The 16,562-nt window shown below is 47.9% G+C and carries 18 protein-coding genes and 1 tRNA gene; 5 read left to right on the top strand and 14 right to left on the bottom strand.

All coding sequences use genetic code 11. The annotated features are described in order from the left end of the window. Nucleotides 1-209: 209 nt before the first annotated feature. Nucleotides 210-2,459, top strand: coding sequence for a LuxR C-terminal-related transcriptional regulator (locus Dia5BBH33_RS02160; protein WP_143332290.1), 2,250 nt, complete (start codon nucleotides 210-212; stop codon nucleotides 2,457-2,459). Nucleotides 2,460-2,846: 387 nt separating this feature from the next. On the opposite strand, the gene rd is transcribed toward Dia5BBH33_RS02160, so the two are convergent. After that, the gene (rd, locus tag Dia5BBH33_RS02155; RefSeq protein ID WP_022381544.1) at nucleotides 2,847-3,008 is read right to left on the bottom strand and encodes a rubredoxin; all 162 of its coding nucleotides are present in this window, start codon (nucleotides 3,006-3,008) and stop codon (nucleotides 2,847-2,849) included. 194 nt (nucleotides 3,009-3,202) lie between these two features. On the opposite strand from rd, the gene Dia5BBH33_RS02150 reads away from it, so the two are divergent. Then, a tRNA-Leu gene (locus Dia5BBH33_RS02150) sits at nucleotides 3,203-3,286 on the top strand. A gap of 766 nt (nucleotides 3,287-4,052) precedes the next feature. Here Dia5BBH33_RS02150 and Dia5BBH33_RS02145 read toward each other — a convergent pair. From Dia5BBH33_RS02145 to Dia5BBH33_RS02135, 3 genes are all read right to left on the bottom strand, one after another. Then, nucleotides 4,053-5,222 (bottom strand): iron-containing alcohol dehydrogenase, encoded by a 1,170-nt coding sequence (locus Dia5BBH33_RS02145; protein ID WP_022382038.1) that lies wholly within the window; start codon nucleotides 5,220-5,222, stop codon nucleotides 4,053-4,055. 312 nt (nucleotides 5,223-5,534) lie between these two features. Continuing rightward, entirely contained in the window at nucleotides 5,535-5,963 is a 429-nt protein-coding gene (locus Dia5BBH33_RS02140) for an Rrf2 family transcriptional regulator (RefSeq protein WP_022382037.1), read from the bottom strand. Between the two features lie 64 nt (nucleotides 5,964-6,027). Beyond that, complete coding sequence (locus Dia5BBH33_RS02135) at nucleotides 6,028-6,597, bottom strand: NADPH-dependent F420 reductase (protein WP_143332289.1); 570 nt, start codon at nucleotides 6,595-6,597, stop codon at nucleotides 6,028-6,030. A 15-nt stretch (nucleotides 6,598-6,612) separates the two neighbouring features. On the opposite strand from Dia5BBH33_RS02135, the gene Dia5BBH33_RS11010 reads away from it, so the two are divergent. Then, nucleotides 6,613-6,837, top strand: coding sequence for a hypothetical protein (locus tag Dia5BBH33_RS11010; protein ID WP_162501747.1), 225 nt, complete (start codon nucleotides 6,613-6,615; stop codon nucleotides 6,835-6,837). A gap of 43 nt (nucleotides 6,838-6,880) precedes the next feature. On the opposite strand, the gene Dia5BBH33_RS02130 is transcribed toward Dia5BBH33_RS11010, so the two are convergent. From Dia5BBH33_RS02130 to ylxM, 10 genes are all read right to left on the bottom strand, one after another. Then, entirely contained in the window at nucleotides 6,881-7,510 is a 630-nt protein-coding gene (locus Dia5BBH33_RS02130) for an NAD(P)-dependent oxidoreductase (RefSeq protein ID WP_143332288.1), read from the bottom strand. A gap of 251 nt (nucleotides 7,511-7,761) precedes the next feature. Then, a complete protein-coding gene (locus Dia5BBH33_RS02125; RefSeq protein ID WP_022382034.1) occupies nucleotides 7,762-8,496 on the bottom strand; it encodes a YebC/PmpR family DNA-binding transcriptional regulator in 735 nt (244 codons plus the stop codon). Nucleotides 8,497-8,500: 4 nt separating this feature from the next. Further along, on the bottom strand, nucleotides 8,501-9,082 hold the full coding sequence (locus Dia5BBH33_RS02120) for an RNA methyltransferase (protein WP_022382033.1): 582 nt from the start codon (nucleotides 9,080-9,082) through the stop codon (nucleotides 8,501-8,503). Continuing rightward, on the bottom strand, nucleotides 9,082-9,828 hold the full coding sequence (gene trmD / locus Dia5BBH33_RS02115; RefSeq protein ID WP_022382032.1) for a tRNA (guanosine(37)-N1)-methyltransferase TrmD: 747 nt from the start codon (nucleotides 9,826-9,828) through the stop codon (nucleotides 9,082-9,084). The genes Dia5BBH33_RS02120 and trmD overlap by 1 nt, the downstream gene beginning before the upstream one ends. A gap of 53 nt (nucleotides 9,829-9,881) precedes the next feature. After that, nucleotides 9,882-10,379, bottom strand: coding sequence for a ribosome maturation factor RimM (gene rimM, locus Dia5BBH33_RS02110; protein ID WP_022382031.1), 498 nt, complete (start codon nucleotides 10,377-10,379; stop codon nucleotides 9,882-9,884). 1 nt (nucleotide 10,380) lies between these two features. Then, a complete protein-coding gene (locus tag Dia5BBH33_RS02105; protein ID WP_143332287.1) occupies nucleotides 10,381-10,788 on the bottom strand; it encodes a YlqD family protein in 408 nt (135 codons plus the stop codon). An 11-nt stretch (nucleotides 10,789-10,799) separates the two neighbouring features. Further along, a complete protein-coding gene (locus tag Dia5BBH33_RS02100; RefSeq protein WP_022382029.1) occupies nucleotides 10,800-11,027 on the bottom strand; it encodes a KH domain-containing protein in 228 nt (75 codons plus the stop codon). A gap of 12 nt (nucleotides 11,028-11,039) precedes the next feature. Beyond that, a complete protein-coding gene (rpsP, locus tag Dia5BBH33_RS02095) occupies nucleotides 11,040-11,303 on the bottom strand; it encodes a 30S ribosomal protein S16 (RefSeq protein ID WP_022382028.1) in 264 nt (87 codons plus the stop codon). 27 nt (nucleotides 11,304-11,330) lie between these two features. After that, a complete protein-coding gene (ffh, locus tag Dia5BBH33_RS02090) occupies nucleotides 11,331-12,692 on the bottom strand; it encodes a signal recognition particle protein (protein WP_143332286.1) in 1,362 nt (453 codons plus the stop codon). A 10-nt stretch (nucleotides 12,693-12,702) separates the two neighbouring features. Continuing rightward, on the bottom strand, nucleotides 12,703-13,071 hold the full coding sequence (gene ylxM / locus Dia5BBH33_RS02085) for a YlxM family DNA-binding protein (RefSeq protein WP_232518111.1): 369 nt from the start codon (nucleotides 13,069-13,071) through the stop codon (nucleotides 12,703-12,705). A gap of 285 nt (nucleotides 13,072-13,356) precedes the next feature. Between ylxM and Dia5BBH33_RS02080 the strand changes: the two genes are divergently transcribed. Continuing rightward, nucleotides 13,357-14,862 carry a lyase family protein gene (locus tag Dia5BBH33_RS02080; protein WP_022381492.1) on the top strand — a complete coding sequence of 502 codons (1,506 nt, stop codon included), beginning with the start codon at nucleotides 13,357-13,359 and terminating at the stop codon, nucleotides 14,860-14,862. A 121-nt stretch (nucleotides 14,863-14,983) separates the two neighbouring features. Next, complete coding sequence (locus tag Dia5BBH33_RS02075) at nucleotides 14,984-16,561, top strand: IS1182 family transposase (protein ID WP_143332102.1); 1,578 nt, start codon at nucleotides 14,984-14,986, stop codon at nucleotides 16,559-16,561. Nucleotide 16,562: the final 1 nt, after the last annotated feature.

The raw sequence follows: 16,562 nt of genomic DNA, 5'->3' as shown, positions 1-16,562 counted from the left end.
TAAAAAATCACTCCTCCAATTGATTTTTTGATAAGTACTAAAACTTTTTAGTCATACAAAACATATAATTTGTAGACAAAGCCTAGTTTTCCATTTATAGTATATAAAGAGAAAAAGTACTTAGGTAGTATACCTTAGTATACACTTTTAGAATAGAGCACGATTGCTCTCTCAATGAATGACCAGACTTATGGCAAAAAGGAGGACTCATGGATACCTCTGAAGAAGTTCTAATCCTTGGCAGGCATATCCTTCATGCCTATATCGAGGACATGGATATAGAACCGCTCATAGACCATCTTGCACCCGATGTCGTCTGGCTTGGCGCCGGACGTGAAATGAATGCGGTCGGCCGGGACACCGTCGCTCGCATTTTCCGTCAGGGAAAAGACCAGCTGATTCCCTGCCACATGAGCGAAGAAAGGGAATTGATTTATCCTCTTGATGAAAAACTCTGGCTTGTCCAGATTTCTGCTCTTGAGGAAACAGACCCATCCTATAAAATGTACCTGCGGGCTTACCAGCGCTGCGCTTTTGTCTTCCGCAAAAATTCTGAAGGAAAATGGGAAATCGCTTATCTGAACCATTCTATTGCCTATGAAGCTGTCAAGGACAATGAACTTTTCGCAATCAGCAAAGGCATCAGAAATTTCAGGAAACTTCGCACGCCTGATATTTCTCTCTTTTCTTCCAAGGATAAGGATACCCTTTACCACCTGATTGAACAGACATCCCTCTCTCTCTCAAAGAAGGAGCAGGAAGTCTGCACGATTTTTTCCCTTTTCCCCAGATTCTCCAAGACGCAGGCTGAATTCATCTGCCAGAATGCAAAGACGATGAAGCGTCTTCTCGTCCACTGGGCAAGAAATCCGTTCATGGCTTACGAGCATTCCAAAGGAACGTACGCTTTCCATCCCGTCTTCCCCGAGTACCTGCAGGGAAAATTCAAGGCTGAATCCTGGCACTGGCAGAAGAACGCATACATGCGGGCAGCCAAATGGGAACTGCATGAAAAGAATTACGGCTATGCACTGACACTGGCGCTTAAGGGGAAAGCTTATCCCACGGCGCTCCGCATCATTTCAGAAGGCGGGCTTTCTGTCCTATACAAACATTCTCCGCAGGAACTTCGTCAAATTCTTCGCAATGCGACGCCTGTTGAAAGAGCAAGGAATTTCAATGCCTGCGCTCTCATCCTCCTGGCTATCAACCTGATCGCTTCGCAGCAGGATGCCCGCGAAGAAAGAGACATCCTGATGATCAATCTCCCGGCAGACTGGGAACCATCATCGGAAGAAAATGCACGCTTCCTCTTCCTGGAAGCTCTCGATTCCCTGCCTGATTCAGGTATGGTAGAAGCTGATCTTCGAAAACTCCTTTCCTTCTGCAAGGAAAATGAAGTGAAGCTGCCGCGCGACTACTTCCAGGGCATTTTCAGGGGCGTCGTGGGACAGCTTGGCTTTTATTACAGGAGGAGCGGCACACTTTTGGAAAATGTCCACACACTGCAGAGCATCTATGATATCTGCGGCCTTATCATCAAAGACTGCGACGGACGACTCTGGCACTCTTCCGCTGAAGCCGAACTGAACTATATGCAGGGAAATATTGATACAGCTGACGAAATCCTTCTTCATTTCCTCAAGTCTCCCTGGAATACCATCGATCGGCAGCAGCGCGCCATTATAGCCCTGTTCCTTTACCCGCGCGTTGCTCTCATCCGAAAAACAGCTTATGAATTCAAGGACTGGAAGAAGCTGTACAAGAAGCTCAAAGCTGCTATCTCTGATGACCTGACGAAAACATCCCTCGATATGGTTGCCATCCATATGTCATCGCTTCTGGAAGAACCGTCTCCCAAGCAGGAGCGCCTGATCGACACCATCAATGAGCTCCCTGAGTACAATGCCCTGCGGACGATGCGACAGTCTGTCCGTCACAGGCTGAATCTGAGCCTCAAGAAGTATAATCTGATCCTCCATACGACAGAAACGAAGGATCCCTATCCGTCAGCGAATGCTTCGCAGATGAGCCGCTGCTACGATGCCATTGCATGCATCGGTGCGCTCCAGTACTTCGGGAAAGCACAGGAAGCATCAGCGCTCCTGAAGTCCGCTCTGCATGAGTCCCTGCAGGACTACTTCATCATGCCTTTCATTGAACATTACAACATACTGAAGCCCCTGCTCCTTCCGCTCGCTTCTGATCCTGTCTACGCCCAATTCCTGCAGCAGGCAAGGAAAATGGCAATCACTCCGATCTCAGAAAAAGCACTGGAGGAGACGACGCTGACACCAAGAGAACAATTGATCATCAGCCGCGTCAGGGATGGCTGGACGAACAAGGAAATCGCCGATGAACTCACTACAATCAAGAAACATCTGACAGAGCTGTACAAGAAATTCCACGTCCACAGCAGGACGCAGCTCCTTCTTGAGATTGACAAATCGCAAAAATAAGATGATAATAGTCTATGAATTCCCCTTCCCAGCGGAATCCTGATACCTCCTCTGCCATGCACAGGAGGCGGACTTGAACGTAAAAGAGGCCATAGCAGAATGAAGAATCATTTTGCTATAGCCTCTTTTTTGATTGGATCTTCTGTTTTCAGGCATTGAAAAAACCTCCTGGCAGGAGGCTTTTCCGAGGTGTTGACTTGTTGAGAAAGAACGGCAACAATGAGTGAGGTCATCACGGCCTTGACGGCCTCTCTTTTGTTTACGTTATTATAATAGCGCCATTAACAATTATTGTCAAGTAATTTTGTGAAATAAAATAACAATCATTGACAATCAAGATAGCTAAAAAGCAGCGCCCGTAAGGACGCCGCTCTTCACCAGCAAAAATTATTCGATTTCTTCGAATTCATCCTTGCCTACACCGCACAGCGGGCAGACGAAGTCAGCCGGCAGGTCTTCGAATTTGGTTCCCGGAGCGATTCCATTGTCCGGATCACCTAAAGCTTCATCATAAATCCAGCCGCAAACTTTGCAAACGTATTTTTTCATTTTAAAAGCCTCCGTTCCTTAAACCCTTTCCTAAAAAACTTCCTGTTCCTATTATACCATAATCTCATTCTATATAAATCAATTTCGATAGAAAAAATTCGTATTCTTTTCTACTGCTTATGCAGAAATCCTTCGGAAAAGCCTGTCCTATTGACCTTTTTCACTCTCCTGATTTATAATAGAAAGCATATCATGCGAGCGTGGCGGAATTGGTAGACGCACAGGATTTAGGATCCTGCGCCCCGTGCATAAGGGTTCGAGTCCCTTCGCTCGCACCAGAATCCCTGCCTTCCGGCAGGGATTTTTTCACGGGCGAATTACAGACAAAAAAAGGGCTATGACAAAATGTGTAATCATTTTGGGGTTATAGGACAAAACGTGTTGGTAAAAATTTATATTATGCTTGTATTAAGGGCAGAATACGGGGCATACTGAAATACGCCCGAGCTGCACTGTAATCCATCTCATCACAATTAGCAGGAAGCGTAAAAGCGCCCATATTCTCAGCACTTCCAGGTTTGTGTTCAAATGCGCACTTTTCCGCATCAGCAGCAGATAAAGACACAATAAGGGCATCTATTTTTCATAACGATAATCTTTCCAGAAGATTATTCACACTGAAAAGATAAAATCCCATTTTAGCCTGTATTTTTCAGGGGTTTGAGGCTTTTTACCAACACGTTTTGTCCACCCTTTAAGAATTACTGAAAGTCTTAAAATGCCGATGGAGCCCGATAAACGCAGGGCTCATCGACTATAAAAACAACACGAAATGTCCTATAAGCCTCATTTTGCCACAGCCCCTTTTGCATTGTTATATTCGATTTTGGGGGATTATCCAACATATTTATCTATCTGTTTTATCTGAAAACCTCAAAACCTCGCTTTGCTCGAGAACTACTGTATTCCCCGGCTTCGCCGGGACCTTCTCCTTCGGAGCAAGGTTAACACCCTTAAGCCGAACTTCGTTCGAAGAAAAGCAAAAACAGCATTTTGTTGGATTTTGTCACAGCCCCTTTATGTTCATTATTCCATCGAATGGGATTAGAAGTTGACCGGTTTGCCATAGTAAGCGCATTCGAGGATGCAGCCCATGAGAGCGTCGTCGACTTCTCTCGGGTTTTCTGGTGTGCATGCATCGAGGACTGCGTTGTGAGCGATGGCTTCTTTCTTTTCCAGATACAGTTCTTCCGGAACACCATAGTCATGGATATTCAGCGGAATATTCATCTTGCGGTTCAGGCAGCGGATAGCTTCTTCATAGGACTGAACGAGCTGAGCGTCTGTGTGTCCCGGAAGTCCTGCTACACGTGCAAGGTCAGCATAACGGGCAAGGCATGCCTTCTTGTTGAACTGGATGACATACGGCATCAGGATTGCGTTTGCGCAGCCATGCGGAATATGGAATACGGCGCCGATCTTATGTGCCAGGGAGTGCGTGATGCCGAGGAGGCCGTTGGAGAAAGCCATACCAGCCATGCACTGTGCGATGTGCATCTTGTCGCGTGCATCGGTATCTTCATTGTAGGAATCGATGATGCTGTCAAAAATATCGGATACAGCCTGCTTAGCAAGCGGATCGGTGAAGCCGTTGGCAAATTTGGATACATATGCTTCAGTTGCATGTGTCAGAGCGTCCATGCCAGTATGAGCGCAGAGCTTCTTCGGCATTGTCTGCGGCAGGTCCAGGTCGAGGATAGCAAGATCTGGTGTCAGGTTGAAGTCAGCCAGCGGATATTTGATGCCGGTGGAGTAGTCCGTGATAACAGAGAAGGAAGTGACTTCAGATGCGGTGCCGGATGTGGACGGAATAGCAACGAAAATAGCTTTCTGACGGAGAGTTGGCAGGGAGAATGGTTTCTGTACTTCTTCGAATGTCAATTCCGGGTATTCATAGAAAACCCACATAGCTTTAGCAGCGTCGATTGGGGAACCACCGCCGATAGCAATGATAACGTCCGGGCCGAATTCTTCCATGGCCTTAGCGCCTTCTCTTACTTTTTCAATGGACGGATCTGGATCGATACCTTCCATGGTGTATGTTTCAATGCCAGCCTTGTGCAGTGCTTCCTCAGTCTTCTGCAGGAAACCACCACGGCGCATGGAATGACCACCGGTGCAGATGAAAGCTTTTTTATGTCCTTCTAAAACGGACAGCTGTTCAATAGCGCCATGGCCTACATAGATATCTCTCGGTAATGTAAAACGAAACATATTGAATCTCCTCCCACTCTATTACAGTTTCCTGAATTCGGGCAGTCAGCGGTTTTATGTGTATGCTTATTTCATAAATCCGTCATATAAAGTGTCTGCCACAAGAATAGTATACAACATAATTCGTGATTCTTATATATACTTTCTAAAAAAGTATAAACTCCGCTTTATAAATGAGTTTTTATCATTTAACAACCCGATTTTGTAAAGAAAATGACAATCTTATTGATCAAATGCGAAAATAGTGCGATATTTGTGTCCTAAATGCAAAAAGGAGCTGCCCATGCAATTGCATGAACAACTCTTTTTCTTTTATTTTTCGATTGGAAAATCCTTCAGCACATCAGCAAGCGTGATCGACTTCATTTCGCGCGCCATAGCTTCCTGGACACGCATCAGTTTCGAGTCGAGCGCCTGATGGATCCCCCGTCCCACCGGACAGTTGGGATTCGGGTTTTCGTGGAAATGGAAGATACCTTCCTTTTTCACTGTTTCCACCGTCCTGTAAATCTGAAGAAAATCAATGTCTTCCGGCTTCATTGCCAGAAAAGCTCCGCCGCTGCCGCGGTTGACTGTGACCATCCCGCGCTGTTTGAGCTGCGAAAGCAGCCTTCTCACCACGACCGGATTCGCATTAATGCTTCCTGCCATGATGTCACTGGTCACTTTCTCCTTATCCTGAAACAGTGCGATATAGCACAGCATATGGACAGCAATGGTGAAGCGGCTGGATATCTGCATGTTCAGTTACCTCCTCCATGTCCTGCTAGTGTACACTGTCCCGTGGATGATATCAATCCCCTGATCAGTCGATGATGGCAAAGCCTCTGGTCCATAACAGTTTTCCGGCAGAAGCCAGGGAAATCTGCAGGAAACCCATAGCTTCCATTTCTCTTGCGCGGCGAAGCTTGCCGGCATCCATCAGTTTCAGACGGCAGCCAGTCAAAGCCTCTGCGACCTTATCCTTTGCATTCAGGAAATCGGAAGCCATGAGAACGACAGTCTGTTCATGGAAGCCTACCTTGCCGGTAGCCAGTGTATTAGCGAAATTCGTGTTGAATGCTTTGACGACAAATGCGCCCGGTGCTTTTTCCTGGATCAGTTCAGCAGCGGAAGTGCCGTCCGGAACGAGCTTATGATCCATTGTTTCAAAATCAACCGGATTGGTGATGTCGATGAGTACCTTATCCTTCATCTTCGGACCCCATTTTCTGAGAATCCCGTCCACTGCCGTGTATGGAACAGCCAGAACGATGATATCGCCCAGTTCACCGATAAACTCGCGGCCTGCATACTCTACTTCATTGCCGCATGCATCGAAATTGTCTCCGATTGCCTTGCCCATGTTGCCTTTGCCAAAAATTGTGATTTTCATGATGTTCTCCTTTTCTTGATCAATGAATACATAAGAAATGATTCTAAAGACTGGAAACCAGCCGGAAATAGAAAAGGTGCCAGAGAGACGAAGCAGGAGCCTTCCCCTTCTGATGCTGTAACATCTCTTGTTACATTTATCATAGCACCGCCCTATTTCCGAGTCAACGATCCTGCCTTAGAATATTTTTATATCTGTCGAAATGCATTTTTATTTTTAGCTACTGATTTTAAAAAATAAAGATGGCCTTGTTCAGCCATCCTTATTTCCTTATTTTACTGTCTTACTTTCCAAGTACGCTGATCCTCTGATGGATGTGGCTGCCGCTGACAGCTTCATCGACCATGGCGAGCGTATAGTCTGCATAGGAGATCTTGCTTTCGCCCTTTTCGTTGGTGGTGAATTCTTCGCCGGCAAGGATGTATTTCCCCGTTCTTTCTCCGTCAGCGATGAATTCAGCAGCCGGGCTGACATATGTCCATCTGACATCGTCACGTTTTCTCAAAGCATTGAGAGAATTCTTCATGCCGACTGCAGTTGGAAGATACGCTTCTGAGAAATCCGGGAGATCGGAAATCATGGTCTTGTGATCTTTATCGACATAGAGACTGCCTGCCCCGCCGACGACCAGAAGTCTTGTCTTGCTGCCGGAAAGGATATCAGAAAGATGGCCGAGCGTCGCGCTGTGCTGATCCATCTTATTCGGATCCCAGATGCCGAAAGCATCGATGACGACATCAAAACCTGCCAGATCTTCTTTTGTGAGATCCATGATATCCTTCTTCAAAGTATGCAGAGCTTCTGTCTCGTTCTCTCCGCGTACGACTGCGGTAACGTCAAGTCCGCGTGCGACAGCTTCCTTCACAATAAGACGACCGCTTTTACCATTTGCTGCAACAACTGCTAATTTCATTTTGAGTTTCTCCTTGAATGTTTGAAATATTTGATGTAACTATCTTTGTTACATTAAATATACCACCATTTAGCTGTAACGTCAATAGTTACATCAAAAATATTTTGAAAATTTTCAAAATAGAGGGAGGAAGATTTGAAACAGCTTCTCTTTGCCAGGCTGCTGCGGGCGGCCGGTTCGATTTGGGAATCCCGGCATAAAAAAAAGAACGTGAAAATGACGGATCATTTTCACGGTTCTTTCTTTGCGGATTATTCCATGTCTTCCGGAAGTTCTGCGTTGGTGTACACTTCCTGTACATCATCGAGTTCTTCCAGTTCGCCGGTGAGGCGGGCCATTGTCTGGGCTGCATCGCCTTCCAGCTTGACGTAGTTGTCCGGAACCATAGCGACTTCGGATGCTTCTGCCGCAATGCCTTCTTTTTCAAGAGCATCGGATACGGTCAGGAAGTCTTCCGGAGCGGTTGTGATTTCGTAAGAGTCTTCATTGACTGCTACGTCTTCAGCGCCTGCATCGAGTGCTACCATCATGACGGTGTCTTCATCAGCAGCTTCTTTGCTGACGAAGATGGTGCCTTTCTTCTTGAACATCCAGGATACGCAGCCCGGGGTTCCTACGGAACCGCCATGATGGGTGAATGCGTGACGGATATCAGCTGCAGCGCGATTGCGGTTATCGGTGTTGCATTCGACGATGACAGCAGCGCCTCCGGGTCCGTAACCTTCATAGGTTACTTCATCGAAGCCTGCGCCGCTGGCAGCGCCAACGCCCTTATCGATAGCGCGCTGAATGTTTTCCTTCGGTACATTGTTCTGCTTAGCTTTTGTCAAAGCCAGTTTCAGACGCATGTTGCCGACTGGATCACCGCCGCCCATGCGGGCTGCGATTGTAATTTCCTTGGAAATTTTAGTGGTGATTCTTGCGCGGATGGCGTCTGTTTTGCCTTTCTTGCGCTTAATGTTTTCCCACTTAGAATGTCCGGACATAAAATTATTCCTCCTTTTTATTCCACCAGGGTTCGCCCAGAAGGCGGTCGAGGATGATGGCTACGGCGCTGCGTACGCACAGATGATTGTACGTGCCTGCCCCGTAAATTGGTTCCACAATGTAATCGAACTGCTTCATCATTTCCTTGGTCATGCCGAAGCCTGTCCCGAAAAGGATGAAAATCGGTGTATCTTCTTCGTGGATTTTCCTGCGCATTTCACAGTAGGAGACCGTATTCGGATACACACGGGCATCGGTGGTGACGATGGCAGGCTTTTTGCCTGTCTCGCTTTCGATGCGGGAAATCGCTTCTTCGAGGGTGGGAACCAGTTCCGTCTCTTCGAAAGCTTCTTTCCTGTTCACATTGTACTTCACACCGCCGCCGGTCTTCCAGTGGTTCATGATGCGGTTTGCCATTTCACGCTGTGCTTCCACCGGATGCACGATGAAATAGCGTTTCACGTCATACGTCTTGGCCGTTCTGGCAATATCATGAAGGTCATAGTTGGTAAGAGCCGTAGTGACTACTTCCATATGTTTGTTATAAATCGGATAGTGTATCAGTCCTATATATACAGGTGCCATCACTGATCCTCCTTCTCGCGTTTGATCTCCGCCAGCAGCTTCTTATCTTCCGCGGTCATCTTGAGCCCGCTTAAAAGATCCGGACGGCATTCGAGGGTGCGGCGAAGCGCCTCTTTCCTCCTCCATCGCGCAATATTTGCGTGATGCCCGGAAAGGAGCACTTCAGGGACCTTCCAGCCGTTGTAGTCAGCCGGTTTCGTATACTGCGGATATTCCAGAATCGGTTCATAGAACGAATCGGTTGCTGCGCTTCCCGCATCTCCAAGGACTCCCGGTATCATGCGGGCCACTGCGTCGCTGATGACCATGGCACCCAGCTCTCCGCCGGTCAGAACGTAATCTCCGATCGAAATCAGTTCGTCTGCCAGATACTCCTCGACCCTGTGATCCACGCCTTCATAGTGCCCGCAGATGAGCACCAGATGGTCATAATCACGGTATAGTTCCTTGGCTTTTTCCTGATTGAAAGTCTTTCCCGCAGGTGACAGGAAAATCACCCGGTCGCGGGGGCCTTTCTCAGGAAGCACATGATGCACTGCGTCAAAAATGGGCTGGCACATCATGAGCATGCCCGCCCCGCCTCCGTAGATCGTATCGTCCACCTGACGGTGGCGGTACATGGTATAGTCACGGGGATTCGTGACCGCCATCTCCATACGTCCCGCATCCAGCGCTCTCTTGATGATACTTTGGTCGAAGAACGCCTGAACGAACTCGGGAAATAAGGATAATATATCTATTTTCATTCTCGCCCTCTATTTCGGGAAGACAGCGTCTTCCCCAGAGAGGGGGAGTCCGCTTATTCCCATTCCGGCATAGCCACTGTCATGCGTCCTTCGTCGAGGTCGACTTTAAGGATGCATGAAGGGATGGCCGGAAGATAGATTTCCTTGCCGTCCGGTGTTTCAACGCCATAGACGTTGTTAGCTCCGGTCTCGAGGATTTCCTTGAGCTTTCCGACGTGAGAGCCCGCTTCATCCACTACTTCAAGCCCTACGAGCTGGAAATAGTAGTACGTGCCCTCCGGTCTTTCCGGCAGTTCAGAAAACGGCACTTCGACGATCTTGTCGATCAGCGTTTCGGCCATGTTCCTGTCGTCCACACCTTCCACATGAAGAATGTATACATTCTTATGCGGACGTCCCGAAAGCAGCTTATAAAACTTCCCGCCGATTTTGAGACGCTTGAGCGTCTTGAAGATTTCCGGCCGGTCCGTATCGGGAAGAATACGCAAATCACCCCGCACACCATGCGGGGCTACGATTCGGCCGACAACTATCAGTTCATCGGGTTTCATATCAGTTGCGGAATTCAACGATCTTTCCGTCTTCAACCAGGATTTCACCGTCGAGCAGTTCATTCATGTCGTCACCGATATGAATGGTAACCAGACGGTTCATCGGAGCACGGTTGAGTTCTGCGCCGATGGTGAGTCTTTCGAGATGATCCTTATCAGCAAGGAATTTATCCTTCATCTGCTGCATCTGGACCTTCTGAGCCTCGTACTGAGCACGAAGGGGTGCTACGGCCTGTACGTTAATCTTTGCCTGTTCTGCCAGTTTTCCATTAGCTTCGAAATCCAGCTGGGACATATCATGGTCTACACGCTTGAGATTCTGTTCGATCTCAGCGAGGAGCGTTGCCTTCAGCTGTTCAGTCAGCTTTGACTTAACGGCTACAGGGACAAGAATCTGCATTTCATCCATTGCGACACCTCTTAGATAATATCGACAGCCACTCTGCGGTTTTCACGCAAAGCACCTGCCTTGACAACGGTACGGATCGCATTGGCAATGCGTCCTTTTCTGCCGATGACCTTGCCCATGTCTTCCGGGGCAACATGGACCTGATAAATTTCCAGGCTGCCCTTTTCGACTACGGTGACAGAGACGGCGTCAGGGTTCTTTACAAGAGCCTTGACGAGTGTTTCCACTAATTCTTTCATGGTGCGTCCCCCTTATTTCTTTGCTTCAGCAAACTTAGCGAGGATGCCGTTCTTTCTCAGAATGGAACGAACAGTGTCGGTCGGCTGAGCGCCTTTACCAAGCCAGGACAGAGTCTTTTCTTCATCAATCTTTACCGGAGCGTCGAGTTTAGCCGGATCGTACCAGCCGATGGTATCGGTCGGAGCGCCGTTTCTAGCTTCCTTGGAGTCGATGACGATGATGCGGTAGAAAGGATTCTTCTTAGCGCCCATACGGGTCAAACGAATTTTTAACATAATTTCACCTCCTTGAAATGATCTCGATTATTTATGGAACATCCCGGGGAGACCACCGAGGCCGCCCATCTTGGATGGATTTATCTTCTTATTCTTCATTTTCTTCATGGTTTTCTGCATTTCCTGGAATTGCTTCATCATACGGTTGACGTCCTGGATCTTCACGCCAGCGCCGTCAGCGATACGCTTTCTGCGGCTGCCGTTCAGAATCTTGACATTCGCCCTTTCCTCCGGTGTCATGGAAAGGATGATAGCTTCGATGTGCTTGACTTCCTTGCCGTCAAGATCGACATCCTTCAGCTGATCCTTGAACTTGCCCATCCCCGGGATCATGCCCAGAATGCTCTGGAAAGAGCCGAGCTTTCTGATCTGCTTGAGCTGCTTCAGGAAATCATCGAGAGTGAACTCACCCTTCCTGATCTTTCCTGCTGCATCCTTCAGCGAATCCTGATCCATATTTCTCTGTGCGGTTTCGATCAAAGTCTCGAGATCGCCCAGATCGAGGATACGTCCTGCCATACGGTCCGGATGGAAATCTTCCAGCCCGCCGTCGAGCTTTTCGGATACGCCGATCATCTTGATCGGTTTGCCCGTTACGCTCTTAATGGAAAGAGCAGCGCCGCCTCTGGCATCGCCATCCATCTTCGTCAGGATGGTCCCGTCAATGCCCAGGCTCTCATCGAAAGCCTTTGCCGTATTGACAGCGTCCTGACCAGTCATGGAGTCGAGCACCAGAAGGATCTCCTGCGGATGAACCTCAGCCTTGATATTTCTCAGCTCGGCCATCAGCTTTTCATCGATCGTTAAGCGCCCTGCGGTATCGAGAATGACGATATCGCGGTTGTATGACTTAGCCGTGTCGACAGCGTACCTTGCGATGTGGACAGGATCCACATTCGGAGGCATGCGGTAAACCGGCACATCCGTCTGTTCACCAAGGACTTCGAGCTGTTTAATAGCTGCCGGACGATATACGTCGCAGGCTGCCAGCATCGGACGATGTCCCTTCTTCTTGAACATCAGCGCAAGCTTGCCGGCGGTCGTCGTCTTGCCGGCGCCCTGCAGCCCGACAAGCATGATCACCGTCATGCCCGTAGAGGAGAGCGTGATCTTGCTCTGGGTCCCGCCCAGAAGCTCTGTCAGCTCATCCCTGACGATTTTGATAACCGTCTGGTCTGGCTTCAGGCTGCCGAAGACCTCCTCGCCCATCGCTTTTTCACGCACATGAGCAATGAAATCCTTCGCTACCTTGAAATTGACGTCCGCTTCCAGAAGAGCCCTTCTGACTTCGCGGAGCGCCGCGTCGATATCACTCTCGGAAAGTTTGCCCTTCCCGCGGAGATCCTTAAAAGCCAACTGCAGCTTATCTCCTAAACCTTCAAATGGCATCTGGTCACCTTCATTCCGTCAAAATCCGCAGCAGCGGTTCCGCTTCGCTCTTCTTCGCTTCAGGGATCATACCCTCCAGCGATTCGGCCGCTTTCTGTCTCCGGATCCTTGCCTCCGCCAGATGAAGGGCGGACTCATACGTCCGGAGCTGCTCCTCGCCATGGCGCATGGCATCATGCACCGCCTGGCGGGAAATATGAAAATATTCCGCAATCTCAGCCAACGTGAGATTCTCATTGTAATACAAGTCCAGGCATTCACGCTGCCTTGGCGTCAGGAGCTCGCCGTAACAATCAAGGAGCTCGCCGTTCTGAACTACATTTTCTAAAGACATAGCATCACCATAACGTTTATCATTATACAGGGAGGAGAGTGCCATGTCAAGCAAAATAACTTTACATCCTCATCTTTTTTGAAATTTCTTTTTAAGGCCGCAAAAGCCACGAAAATGGAGCGGGAAATCTTCTGAAACTCACCGGAAAATTTCCCTGTCGTTTTACATATTGGTTTTATATATTATTACATTATATTACCATATATAACTATTTCTTCTATCTCTTCTTATAAATACTTTCATTGACTTAGTACACGTCTACCGTTGTTATAATAAGTACAGATTTTGTTTACATCGAGGCTCATGCCTGCTGTTTTGAAAGGAGATTCTATGAAAAAATCATTGATGGCGCTCACGCTCTGCGCGCTGATGTCCGGCTCGATCATTTTTGCTGCTGACCAGACACCCAGAGACAACTTTTACTGGCTCGGCCAGATCAATAAAGCTTCTGATATCATCAATACCGATGAAGGGCTCCTGACCCCTGCTGAAGGCAAGAACATTGCCCATGGCATCCAGAAGGTCCTTGATGAAGGAAACAAGCCGGGCGGCCCGCGTCCGACGAATGTCGTCGCTTTCGAACCATACCTCATCCAGGCAGCAGGCCCGGAAGTCACGAAGATCCATGCCGGCCGTTCTTCCCAGGATATGCTGACGACCGTCGGCATCATGGAACAGAGAGAACATCTCATGGCCATGGCCAAAGAGCTCGACAACGTGCAGCGTTCCCTGATCAAGCTGGCTGAAGAAAACAAGGACACCATCATCCCGAACTATACGAACGGCGTCGCTGCCCAGCCAAACAGCCTGGCTCACCACCTCATCGCTTATGCCAATGCATACAACCGCGACATGCAGCGTGTCAGAGAATATTATGCCCGCCTCAATCGCTCTCCGATGGGCTCCATGGTCCTGAACGGCACCGGCTGGCCGCTTGACCGCGACCGCATGGCCGATTACCTCGGCTTTGACTCCATCGCCTACAATACGTACGATGCAGGACAGATTTTCCCGCAGGAAGCGCCGATTGAAACAGGCGGTATCACGAATGCCATCGCCATCCACACGACAAGCTTCATTGAAGAAATCATGCAGCAGTACGCACAGCCGCGTCCGTGGATTCTTCTTAAAGAAGGCGGCGGAAATACATATGTCTCCTCCGCTATGCCGCAGAAGAGAAATCCCGGCATCCTGAACTCCTGCCGCACTGACGCTTCCACGCTCCTTGGCATGTCTGTCGAAGCAGCATTCCGCTCCCACAACATTCCTGCCGGCATGGCTGACGGACGTCTGAGTGGAAGAATGGACATCGTACCGCAGGCAACGAAAGTCCTCTCCGAATTCGACCGCATCCTGAACAACCTTGTCATCCATCCGGACCGTTCGCTCGAAGAACTGAATCTTGACTGGACCTGCTCGCAGGAAATTGCCGACCAGCTCATGAAGAAATACGGCATCCCCTTCCGCGTAGGCCACCACTTCGCTTCTGATGTCGTTACCTATGCAAGAGCCAACAACATCACTCCGGCTGACTTCTCCTATGAAGATGCCAAGACCATCTATGCTAAATCCGTAGCCGATGTTGCCAAGGAAGACCCATCCATCCCGAAGACCTTCCCGATGACAGCAGAAGAATGGAAGAATGCAAAGGATCCCGTTGCTATCGTTCACAACCGCGCCGTCAAAGGCGGGCCGCAGCCATCTGAACTCAATAAGATGATCGAGATGGCAAAGAAGGACCTTGCCAACAACGAAGCATGGGTTGCATCCACAGAAAACCAGCTGAGCCAGTCCGAGAAGAAACTGAATAATGATTTCGATCAGATGCTGAAATAATTCCGCTGATCCGTATGTGACAATATAAAAAGGGGATGTGACAAAATTCATCCCAACAAAAAGGGCTCTGCCCCGGATCATTTGGTCCGGGGCAGAGCCTTTCGTGTTATAATTTTTTACAATGAAAAATAACAACACTAGCAATCATTTTACCGCAGAACAAGGCATTTTGCCAATGTTTCCCTCTGAGATTCTCAATGTCGATGATCCTGTTTTAATGTATGACAGATTTATGGAGGAAATCGATCTTAAAAAGTACCTTCGTTACATACCGACGCGTGGCGCTGGCAGACCCAGGTATAATCCCGTCAACATGCTGAAAACGATCATCTATGGTTTCGCAGAAGAAGGATATTGCTCTTTTAGAAAACTTGAAGATAATTGCAGGGTTAATATCAGATATATGTACCTGATGAATTATGAAGCCCCATCCTATCGGACATTCTGTCATTTCGTGAAGGGCTTTCTTAAGTATTCTCTCAAGGATATCTTTTATTCAATTACGAAAGAACTCTGCGGCAAACTCAACGTGGATTTGCAGCATATATATATTGACGGTTCCAAGTTTGAAGCGAACGCAAATAAATACAGCTGGGTATGGAAGAAATCCGCTGAAAAATCCCGCTACAAGCTTTTTGCCAAGATTACCAGCCTTTTTGAGTTACTCAATGATGATCTTAAGTATGACCATATGAGTGTAAACATCAATACAGAATACGCTCCGGACTATCTGCGTCTGGTATTGGATAAATTAAAAGAAATCTGGCAGATTGATGAGACGGCCTTTGTTCATGGAAGCGGGCATCGCAAGTCCGATCATCAACGCAAGTATGAGCAGCTTAAGGCATATACATCAAAACTTGAAGAATATGTTGAGAAGATACAGATATGCGGTACTTCCAGAAACAGTTATTCGAAGACCGATACGGATGCAACATTCATGCGAATCAAGTCGGACTACATGGGAAATGATCAGCTTCTGCCTGCATACAATGTCCAAATAGGTGTTGCCGATGAATTTATTGCCGTAATTGATGTTAACCAGTATCGTTCAGATATGGATTGCTTCGTACCGCTGATGGAGGAATTCCACGAAGTCTATGGGGCTTATCCTAAGTATCCTGTGGCAGATGCAGGATATGGATCTTTCAACAATTACATCTATTGCGAGCAGCACGGTATGGAAAAGTATATGAAATTCCCCATGTACAAGAAAGAAACGAAAGACAAGAAATACCATACCAATCCGTTTCGGCCAATAAACTTTAGAGTTGATGAGAATGGAACCATCCGTTGTCCAAATGACAGGGCTTTCAAATTTATCTATAGACATCTGGTCAGAGGGAACTTATACGGCAGGCAGGAGGAAGTATTTGAATGCGAAGACTGCCAAGGATGCCCGCTGGCAGAGCAATGTAAAAAGACCCCGAAGAACAAAAGAATCTCATTGAGCAGAGAACGGAATAACATGTACCAGGAGGTTCAGGATAATCTGGAAAGCATCCATGGAGCCCTGCTAAGAATGAACCGGTCAATCCAGGCTGAAGGAACTTTTGGAATCATGAAACATGACAGATGGTACAAAAGAATCGTCAGAAAAGGGATAGATTCTGTAAAAGCCGAGTTATACCTGGTAGCACTTGGCTATAATTTAAGGAAATACATCACAAAAATAATGCGTATAAGGATTGCCGCCTAAG

It is taken from the genome of Dialister hominis (assembly GCF_007164725.1).
GTDB lineage: Bacteria > Bacillota > Negativicutes > Veillonellales > Dialisteraceae > Dialister > Dialister hominis.
Note: the sequence above shows the minus strand (reverse complement) of the source record. Positions and strands in the feature narration are given on the sequence as shown.